The organism is Enterobacter sp. CFEC122, from assembly GCF_052983755.1.
Genome location: NZ_JBRIQR010000026.1, coordinates 62,357 through 71,386, shown reverse-complemented (window position 1 = coordinate 71,386; position 9,030 = coordinate 62,357). Strand labels below are relative to the sequence as shown.

The window sequence follows — 9,030 nt, the reverse complement described above, 5'->3', positions numbered from 1 at the left end:
CACAGCGCCGTGACATTATCTTACCCTTAGCCGCTTCTTCTCGTTTTGCATCCCATGCAGACCTTAACCGCTTTGATTTCGTAGCGGATTCTTCATTAGCTCGTTGCATGATAAGTACAGCTTTAATCAAGCTGAGAGGGTCATTAAGACTTTCCTTCTTGTACCATGAGTTATCAGCCAATGTGACCACATCAACACCAGCTAATAAAATCTTTCGCAGACGCTCTCTTGCAGTGTCAATGTCTTGACGGCTTACCCTATCCAGTGATTCAACTAACAACACTGAACCTGCCTCAATAACCCCTGATTCAACAGCGGCTAAGAATTCACCAAATGCACCTGATTTAGCGTTAGCACCAGAGTAACCACTTATGCCGAGGTCTTGGAACCTGAGCGATTCATCCAAATGATAGTCTGGATTATTCTTGAGCCATTCATTTATGTACTTGTTCTGGCGTTTGGTTGAGTCTCCAGATGCCTGAATTCTTGAGGAAAATCGAATGTATGAGATTGCTTTTGGCATGAGCTAGTAAGTTACCATGATAGACTTAACAGGAGTTTATCATAAGAGATTCGTAGTCCTGTCGACCCTGCACACCAACTCGACGACGGAAACGCTGATTCGCCTGGAGCAGATGGGCGTCGCGCGCTGGATGATTTCTTCCGCGCTGACGATGGTGATTGCCCAGCGACTGGTCCGGCGTTTGTGCCCACATTGTCGCCGGGAAACCCGCGATCAGGCTCAACTACCTCGCTCAGTATGGCCCAGGCCGCTTCCACGCTGGCAGCCCACCGGCTGCGATCGCTGTTATCACGGCTTTTATGGCCGCGTGGCCATTTTTGAAGTACTCGCCATCGACAATGCCCTGCGGCAGGCCATTGCCAGCGGGGCGGGAACTGACGTCATAGAGGCGAGCGCCCGGCAGGCGGGGATGGTTTCTCTTTTTGAACACGGCTGCAGGGCCGTCGAACAAGGGCTAACCACGATTGAAGAGTTGTTGCGCGTCCTGGGAATGCCCAATGGCGGCTAATCAGCTCTGGCGCTGGCGTGCGCTCACCAAAGATGGAGAGCCCCGAAGCGGGACACTCTGGGCCACAGACCGCAATGCGGCCTTCACCCGGCTGATGCGTAACGACCTCCATCCTTTGACGCTGACCCGATGCGCGCAGCGACACCGCTGGCGGCCACACCACTGCGACGAGATGTTTCATCAGCTCGCCTCGCTTCTGCAGGCTGGGCTGACGCTGTCCCACAGCCTGCAAATGCTGGCAGAGCAACATCCGTCAAAACCGTGGCAGGCGCTGCTGCAAAGCATTGCCGATGAACTCAGTGAAGGATGCCCGTTTTCTGAGTCGCTAAAAAAGTGGCCAGCCGTTTTTAGCCCGCTGCATGTCTCGATGGTGAAAACCGGAGAGCTGACGGGGAAGCTGGAGGTGTGCTGTCGTCAGCTCGCGCAGCAACAAAAAGCGCAGCAGCAGCTCAGTGCAAAAGTGAAAAAGGCGCTGCGCTACCCGGCGATCGTCCTGACGCTGGCTGTGCTCGTCGTGCTGGCGATGGTTACTCTGGTCCTGCCCGAGTTTGCCGCGATCTACAAAACGTTTAATACCCCGCTTCCCGTGCTGACACAGATGGTTATGGGGATGGCCGCCTTTATGCAGTCATATGCCCTTGCGTTGTTCCTCCTGCTATTGGCCCCTTTAGCCGTCGCCTGGGCTCTGCGGCAGAACCCTCGCTGGCAGTGCATCCTGCTGCATACGCCCGTGATGGGCGCACTGGCAAAAGGTCAAAAGCTGGGACACATCTTTACCGTGCTGTCACTCACGCAACAGGCGGGTATCCCCTTTTTACAGGGCCTGGAGAGTGCCGAGGAGACCGTTGAAAGTCAGTACTGGCAGGGAATGCTGCGCGGCGTGCGGGAGGACATTGAAAAAGGCCTTCCCGTCTGGTCATCCTTTCAAAGAGCGGCAATCTTTACCCCGCTCTGTGTTCAGCTTTTACGAACCGGTGAAATGTCAGGTGCGCTGGATATCATGCTGGCAAACCTTGCCCGCCATCATACGGAACAGACCTTTCAACGTGCAGAGAATCTGGCGGCGCTTCTGGAGCCAGTGCTTCTGATAGTGACGGGGGTCATTATTGGTACGCTGGTGGTGGCAATGTACCTGCCGATATTCCACCTGGGAGATGCGATGAGCGCGGGATAGTACAACAGGGCTGGCGCACGGGCATGCGCCAGCGATAGCCATTACAGGCTGTTGAATACGCGGTTTTCTTGTTCCTGAACGCGAATAAACGTCGTACGCTTTGTCAGCTCTTTCAGGCGGGAGGCGCCAACGTAGGTGCAGGCAGAGCGCAGGCCGCCGAGGATATCGCGTGCGGTGTTTTCAACCGGACCGCGCAGAGGCAGCTTGACGGTTTTACCTTCTGCCGCACGGTATTTCGCCACGCCGCCGACGTGACGGGTCATCGCAGACTCAGAGCTCATACCGTAAAACAGCATAAATTTCTCGCCGTTCTCTTCAACGACGGTACCGCCGCTCTCTTCGTGACCTGCCAGCATGCCGCCGAGCATCACGAAGTCCGCGCCGCCGCCGAAGGCCTTTGCGACATCACCCGGCATGGTGCAACCACCGTCGCTGATGATCTGGCCGCCCAGCCCGTGCGCCGCATCGGCACATTCAATGACGGCAGAGAGCTGCGGATAACCGACGCCGGTTTTGACGCGCGTGGTGCATACGGAGCCCGGACCGATGCCCACTTTCACGATATCGGCACCGGAGAGGATCAGCTCTTCACACATTTCACCGGTCACCACGTTGCCCGCGATGATGGTTTTCGTCGGCCAGGCCTCACGCGCCTTGCTGACGAACTGTACGAAGTGCTCGGAGTAACCGTTCGCCACATCAATACAAACGAAGTTCAGCGCCGGGTTAGCATTCAGGATCTGTTTGGTCTTCTCGAAATCCGCATCGGAGGTACCGGTGGAGACCATCACGTGCTTCACCACATCAGCAGAGGCGGACGCCACAAACGCATCCCACTCTTCAGGGCTGTAATGTTTGTGCACGGCGGTGAGGATGTCGAACTGTGCCAGCGCGGTTGCCATCTCAAAGGTTCCCACAGTATCCATGTTGGCAGCGATGATCGGCACGCCAGACCAGGTCTGACCGGAATGCTTAAAGGTGAATTGACGTTCGAGTTCAACGTCTGAGCGACTTTTCAGTGTAGAGCGTTTAGGGCGGATAAGAACGTCTTTGAAACCTAACTTCAGATCTTCTTCGATACGCATGTGCGGATTCCTGGGGTTAGAGGCAAATATATTAAAAGCACAACTCCAGTGACGCTATCATACGCACTAATACCTGCTCCGCAAGACTGCGAAATTCTCTTTTTTTACGCTACAATCCTATAAATTTACCTGGTAAAAAGCCGGTAAACAGGGCTAAACAGTTGCTGGCGCACCTGAGAGTTTTAATCAACTGATTTTAATAATGAATAATTCCCAGGATTTGATTTAATGGGGTATATCGTTGCATTAACCGGTGGCATCGGTAGTGGCAAAAGTACCGTTGCAGACGCGTTTTCTCGTTTGGGTATCACGATTATCGATGCCGATATTATTGCCCGCCAGGTGGTAGAGCCCAATACACCCGCGCTTAAGGCCATCGCAGAACATTTTGGCCAGGCAATCATCAATGCCGATGGCACGCTAAATCGCCGTCAGCTTCGCGAATGCATTTTTTCCGATTCAGCGGAAAAAGCCTGGCTTAATGCCCTGCTCCATCCCATTATCCACCAGGAAACACAGCGTCAGATAGCCGAAGCCCGCTCGCCCTATGTCTTGTGGGTGGTTCCGCTGCTGGTGGAAAATCAGCTGCATCAGAAAGCCGATCGGGTACTGGTGATTGATGTCGCACCCGAGACGCAAATCCAGAGAACCATGATGCGAGACCATGTCTCGCGCGAGCATGCTGAACATATTCTCGCCGCTCAGGCCACGCGCGCTCAGCGCCTTGCCGTGGCGGATGATGTTATTGATAATAACGGCGCACCAGATGCTATTGCATCGGATGTTGCCCGTCTGCACGCGCAGTATCTGACGTTAGCCGGGCAGGCCGTTGCACAGGAAAAACCATAATGTCGACTCACATCCTTTTTGAGCATCCGCTCAACGAAAAAATGCGTACCTGGCTGCGCATCGAATTCCTCATTCAGCAGCTTTCACAACATCTGCCGGTTAACGATCACGCTACGGCGTTGCACTTCTTCCGCAATGTAGGCGATCTGCTGGATGTGATTGAACGCGGCGATGTCCGCACAGAATTGCTTAAAGAGCTGGAGCGCCAGCAGCGTAAATTGCAGGCATGGGCTGAGGTTCCGGGGGTGGACGTAAGCCGTATCGATTCCCTTCGTCAGCAGCTTAAAACCAGCAGCAGCATCCTGATGGCCGCACCGCGCGTCGGGCAGTTTTTGCGTGAGGACCGCCTGATTGGCCTGGTGCGCCAGCGCCTGAGCATCCCTGGCGGTTGCTGCAGCTTCGACCTGCCGACGCTGCATATGTGGCTCCATATGCCACAAGCGCAGCGTGACGCGCAGGTGAACAGCTGGCTGGCAAGCCTGGAGCCGATGCACCAGACGCTGTCGCTGATCCTCGATCTGATCCGTAACTCAGCGCCGTTCCGCAAGCAAACCAGCCTGAACGGTTTCTACCAGGACAACGGTGATGATGCCGATCTTCTGCGCCTGAATTTATCGCTTGGCGAACAGCTTTATCCGCAAATTTCCGGGCATAAGAGCCGCTTTGCGATTCGCTTTATGCCGCTGGACAGCGAAAATGGCACCGTGCCGGAACGCCTCGATTTTGAACTGGCCTGTTGTTAAGGAGTGCCGATGTCTGATGTCACCACCGTAAACTGCCCGACCTGTGGCAAAACCGTTGTCTGGGGCGAAGTGAGTCCATTCCGCCCATTCTGCTGCAAACGCTGCCAGCTTATTGACCTGGGCGAATGGGCGGCGGAAGAGAAACGCATTCCGAGTAAAGGCGATCTTTCGGACAGCGATGACTGGAGTGAAAGCCAGCAGTAATCCGTAAAGCCTGCTGGCGCGTCGCTTAGCAGGCCTTCGGTTGTTCGACTAACCGCAGGATCACAGGCTCATTAGCTGGCGGGAATTTTTCGGCATCACTTGCCTGAAGCTCCACCCAGTTACCCGGCTGCCCCTCTTTCCCCCAGGGTTCACCTCCCCAGTTTTCCACCAGCCAGAACCACAGCGTGATGTGTCTGTCCGGGAACTGGTACTCAAGCTTATCAAACAGCGTTGCGCCAAGCGGGGTGATCCCAACTTCTTCCTGAAGCTCGCGAACCAGCGCCGCTTCCGGGGTTTCACCGGCCTCAATTTTTCCGCCAGGAAACTCCCATTTGTTCGCCATATGGGCGTCGGCAGCACGCTGGGTGATAAAGATTTGGTTTTGCGGGTTGCGAATAATCCCGACGGCAATTTGCAGTATTTTCATATTGTCACTTCCATAAAAAAGGCGCAGATTTCTGCGCCTTTTTGTTTTTTTATGAACTTAGCTCAGACGGCCGTGGCACGCCTTGTACTTTTTACCAGAACCGCAAGGGCATGGATCGTTACGACCCACTTTACGATCGCCGGTTTGCGCGGCGATCGCCGCTGCGGCTTCGCTGTCGTCGGTCTGATGGCTCAGCTGTTGCATTTGCGCCAGACGCTCGGCTTCTTCACGACGCTGCTGTTCCATCGCTTCCACCTCTTCCGGCATACGCACCTGAACCTTGCTCAGGGTGCTGATGACTTCATACTTCAGCGACTCAAGCATAGAGGCAAACATGGAGAAGGACTCACGCTTGTATTCCTGCTTCGGATCTTTCTGCGCATAGCCACGCAGGTGGATACCCTGACGCAGGTAGTCCATCGCCGCCAGGTGCTCTTTCCACAGGGAGTCCAGCGTCTGCAGCATCACGCCTTTTTCGAAGTGACGCATCATTTCAGCGCCAACCACTTCTTCCTTGCGCTTGTAGACGTCCAGCGCGGTTTCGTAGATACGCTCGCGCAGGGTCTCTTCGTGCAGCTCAGGCTCTTTATCCAGCCACTCTTTGATTGGCAGGTCGAGGTCGAAGTCGTTTTTCAGGCGTTCCTGCAGGCCTTCGATGTCCCACATCTCTTCCAGAGACTGCGGCGGAATGTGCGCATCAATCGTGGCTTTAAACACATCTTCGCGAATGCTGTTGATGGTTTCGCTCACGTCGGACACGTCCAGCAGTTCGTTACGCTGGGTGTAGATCGCACGACGCTGGTCGTTAGCCACGTCATCGTATTCCAGCAGCTGCTTACGAATATCGAAGTTGCGGCTTTCCACTTTACGCTGTGCGTTCGCGATCGCTTTGGTAACCCACGGGTGCTCAATGGCTTCACCCGGCTTCATGCCCAGCTTACGCATCATGCCGGACACGCGGTCGGAGGCGAAAATACGCATCAGCGCATCTTCCATCGACAGGTAGAAGCGGGAAGAACCGGCATCACCCTGACGACCTGCACGACCACGCAGCTGGTTATCGATACGACGCGATTCGTGACGCTCGGTACCGATAATGTGCAGACCGCCGGATGCCAGCACTGCGTCGTGACGCACCTGCCAGTCGGCCTTAATCTGAGCAATCTGTTCAGGCGTTGGGTTTTCCAGCTCAGCCACCTCGGCCTGCCAGCTTCCGCCCAGCATAATATCGGTACCACGACCCGCCATGTTGGTGGCGATGGTTACCGCTGCCGGATAACCTGCCTGCGCAACAATATCCGCTTCTTTGGCGTGGAATTTGGCGTTCAGTACGTTGTGCTTGATGCCCGCTTTCGTCAGCTCGTGAGAAACCACTTCGGATTTTTCAATGGAGATGGTCCCCACCAGAACCGGCTGGCCTTTAGCAGTACGCTCGCGAATGTCTTCGATGATCGCCTGAATTTTTTCCGCTTCGGTCATGTACACCAGGTCCGGCATATCCTTACGGATCATCGGACGGTTGGTTGGAACGACCACGGTATCCAGCTTGTAGATAGAGCTGAATTCAAACGCTTCGGTATCGGCTGTACCGGTCATGCCCGCCAGCTTCTCGTACAGACGGAAGTAGTTCTGGAAGGTGATAGACGCCAGCGTCTGGTTTTCGTTTTGAATATCCACGCCTTCTTTGGCTTCTACAGCCTGGTGCAGACCGTCTGACCAGCGACGTCCCTGCATGGTACGACCGGTGTGCTCATCGACAATGATCACTTCGCCGTCTTTTACGATGTAGTCGACGTCGCGGGTGAACAGCGCGTGGGCACGCAGCGCGGCGGTCACGTGGTGCATCAGCATGATGTTGCTCGGAGAGTACAGAGACTCGCCCTCTTCCATAATGCCTTCAGCCACCAGCAGCTCTTCGATTTTCACCAGACCACGCTCGGTCAGGTTCACCTGGCGCGCTTTTTCATCCACGGAGAAGTGACCTTCACCCTGGAAGGTATCCGAGTCTTCTTTCTCCTGGCGCAGCAGGTGTGGAATGATTTTGTCGACTTTACGGTACATCTCGGAGCTGTCTTCAGCCGGGCCGGAGATGATAAGCGGAGTACGCGCTTCATCAATCAGGATGGAGTCCACCTCATCCACCAGCGCGTAGTGCAGCTTACGCTGGACGCGCTCTTCAGGGCTGAACGCCATGTTGTCACGCAGGTAGTCGAAGCCGTATTCGTTGTTGGTGCCGTAGGTGATGTCCGCGTTATACGCTTCGCGCTTGGCTGGTGCGGGCAGTCCGGACATGTTGATGCCGACGGTCATACCGAGGAATTCGAACAGTGGACGGTTGTTTTCGGCGTCACGCTGCGCCAGATAGTCGTTGACGGTAACGACGTGAACGCCTTTACCGGTCAACGCATTCAGGTAAGCCGGCAGCGTTGCGGTCAGGGTTTTACCTTCACCGGTACGCATTTCCGCGATGCAGCGTTCGTTAAGCACCATCCCGCCCAGCAGCTGAACGTCGAAGTGACGCATGCCGAACACGCGCTTACTTGCTTCACGTACGACAGCAAATGCTTCCGGGATCAGGCTTTCTAAGGTTTCACCTTTTTCCAGACGCGCACGAAATTCCGCCGTTTTCGCTTTCAGCTCATCATCAGAGAGCTTCTCCATCGCCGGTTCCATACCGTTGATGACGGCAACAGCTTTGCGCATACGGCGCAGGGTACGATCGTTACGACTACCAAAAACTTTAGTTAATAATTTGATTAGCATAATAAATTCTCAAACGCCCCATCATGGGCAGATAAATTAAGGTATTGAAAAAGTTAATTTAGCTGAGGCGTTGAGGCCCGGCGCGAATGCCGTGAACCTGGCTAATCCAGGTTGAAACAGAGAATGAAACAGGAGGAACGAGCGCGCGTTGCGCCGTCTGGCGAACCATAACCGGCGGCTGGCTGTCCTGCGTGAGCAGTGCGTTGAGCGTGTCCAGCAGGGCAAGATGCTGCGCCTGCACCGGCAGCGCCTCTTCCGCAACAGGCATTGCCTGCGGCGCCATCGCGAAGGAGAGATGGCGGATAACCGTGCGGATAGCGTGCTGGTGCCAGTAATCAACGGAGAAATTCGGGCGGCGACTGGCTTCGAGCCAGGCGAGATTTGTAAAGTTAACCCGCGTATTGAGATCGTGTTTGCTGGTAGAGGTCTTCGTCGGCGTCGCCGCTTCGGCACTGTTGCTGAGCGCAGGCAAGCCGAAACTCGCCGCGACCATCCCTAATAAGAGATGCGGCCAGAAGTAACGTCTGCCAAATTGTCGCCAGCGCGTCAGTATTCCGCTCACTTGCTCCACCACATAAGCCAGCCTGCTACAGGCTATCTTCAGTTATTTTTTTAAGCGCCCAGATATTACCACTAAAGCCAATACACATCAGCAGGAATGAGGCGCCGCCGCGGGGAAAAACGGTCAAGAATGCAGCTAACGCACACACTTTCTGCGCAAGACAGACTAGAAATAACGCTGGGGCAAACAAAG

At 54.9% G+C, this 9,030-nt stretch carries 9 protein-coding genes and 1 pseudogene; 5 read left to right on the top strand and 5 right to left on the bottom strand.

Going from position 1 to position 9,030, the window contains the following annotated elements:
* Positions 1 to 523: recombinase family protein (locus ACVCAM_RS17720; RefSeq protein WP_447093630.1), on the bottom strand; the 523-nt coding region annotated here is incomplete at its 3' end.
* 52 nt (positions 524 to 575) lie between these two features.
* Here ACVCAM_RS17720 and ACVCAM_RS17715 point away from each other — a divergent pair.
* Both ACVCAM_RS17715 and hofC read left to right on the top strand, forming a co-directional pair.
* A pseudogene (locus ACVCAM_RS17715) lies at positions 576 to 1,031 on the top strand (ATPase, T2SS/T4P/T4SS family); the annotation flags it as partial.
* Positions 1,021 to 2,205 carry a protein transport protein HofC gene (hofC, locus tag ACVCAM_RS17710; protein WP_407223060.1) on the top strand — a complete coding sequence of 395 codons (1,185 nt, stop codon included), beginning with the start codon at positions 1,021 to 1,023 and terminating at the stop codon, positions 2,203 to 2,205. The pseudogene ACVCAM_RS17715 and the gene hofC, both read left to right, overlap by 11 nt.
* Before the next feature lie 41 nt (positions 2,206 to 2,246).
* On the opposite strand, the gene ACVCAM_RS17705 is transcribed toward hofC, so the two are convergent.
* Positions 2,247 to 3,290 carry a GMP reductase gene (locus tag ACVCAM_RS17705; protein WP_025912174.1) on the bottom strand — a complete coding sequence of 348 codons (1,044 nt, stop codon included), beginning with the start codon at positions 3,288 to 3,290 and terminating at the stop codon, positions 2,247 to 2,249.
* A gap of 228 nt (positions 3,291 to 3,518) precedes the next feature.
* Here ACVCAM_RS17705 and coaE point away from each other — a divergent pair, with 228 nt between their 5' ends.
* Genes coaE through yacG form a run of 3 tightly spaced genes read left to right on the top strand, consistent with a single transcriptional unit; the run spans position 3,519 to position 5,086 of the window.
* Complete coding sequence (gene coaE, locus ACVCAM_RS17700; protein WP_008501971.1) at positions 3,519 to 4,139, top strand: dephospho-CoA kinase; 621 nt, start codon at positions 3,519 to 3,521, stop codon at positions 4,137 to 4,139.
* Positions 4,139 to 4,882 (top strand): cell division protein ZapD, encoded by a 744-nt coding sequence (gene zapD / locus ACVCAM_RS17695; RefSeq protein WP_008501972.1) that lies wholly within the window; start codon positions 4,139 to 4,141, stop codon positions 4,880 to 4,882. Before coaE ends, zapD begins: the two co-directional genes overlap by 1 nt.
* 9 nt (positions 4,883 to 4,891) lie before the next feature.
* Positions 4,892 to 5,086: a DNA gyrase inhibitor YacG gene (gene yacG, locus ACVCAM_RS17690; protein WP_021240519.1), complete on the top strand. Its 195-nt coding sequence runs from the start codon at positions 4,892 to 4,894 to the stop codon at positions 5,084 to 5,086.
* A gap of 25 nt (positions 5,087 to 5,111) precedes the next feature.
* On the opposite strand, the gene mutT is transcribed toward yacG, so the two are convergent.
* Genes mutT through secM form a run of 3 tightly spaced genes read right to left on the bottom strand, consistent with a single transcriptional unit; the run spans position 5,112 to position 8,838 of the window.
* The gene (mutT, locus tag ACVCAM_RS17685; protein WP_407223059.1) at positions 5,112 to 5,513 is read right to left on the bottom strand and encodes an 8-oxo-dGTP diphosphatase MutT; all 402 of its coding nucleotides are present in this window, start codon (positions 5,511 to 5,513) and stop codon (positions 5,112 to 5,114) included.
* 57 nt (positions 5,514 to 5,570) lie between these two features.
* The gene (gene secA / locus ACVCAM_RS17680; protein WP_021240521.1) at positions 5,571 to 8,276 is read right to left on the bottom strand and encodes a preprotein translocase subunit SecA; all 2,706 of its coding nucleotides are present in this window, start codon (positions 8,274 to 8,276) and stop codon (positions 5,571 to 5,573) included.
* 58 nt (positions 8,277 to 8,334) lie between these two features.
* Positions 8,335 to 8,838, bottom strand: a complete 504-nt coding sequence (gene secM, locus ACVCAM_RS17675) for a secA translation cis-regulator SecM (protein WP_074165536.1) — start codon at positions 8,836 to 8,838, stop codon at positions 8,335 to 8,337.
* Positions 8,839 to 9,030 lie beyond the last annotated feature (192 nt).

Excerpts from the sequence above, each read along its gene's own strand:
- hofC (WP_407223060.1), top strand. The coding sequence starts at position 1,021 with ATGGCGGCTAATCAGCTCTGGCGCTGGCGTGCGCTCACCAAAGATGGA.
- ACVCAM_RS17705 (WP_025912174.1), bottom strand. The coding sequence starts at position 3,290 with ATGCGTATCGAAGAAGATCTGAAGTTAGGTTTCAAAGACGTTCTTATC.
- secA (WP_021240521.1), bottom strand. The coding sequence starts at position 8,276 with ATGCTAATCAAATTATTAACTAAAGTTTTTGGTAGTCGTAACGATCGT.
- coaE (WP_008501971.1), top strand. The coding sequence starts at position 3,519 with ATGGGGTATATCGTTGCATTAACCGGTGGCATCGGTAGTGGCAAAAGT.
- zapD (WP_008501972.1), top strand. The coding sequence starts at position 4,139 with ATGTCGACTCACATCCTTTTTGAGCATCCGCTCAACGAAAAAATGCGT.
- mutT (WP_407223059.1), bottom strand. The coding sequence starts at position 5,513 with ATGAAAATACTGCAAATTGCCGTCGGGATTATTCGCAACCCGCAAAAC.
- yacG (WP_021240519.1), top strand. The coding sequence starts at position 4,892 with ATGTCTGATGTCACCACCGTAAACTGCCCGACCTGTGGCAAAACCGTT.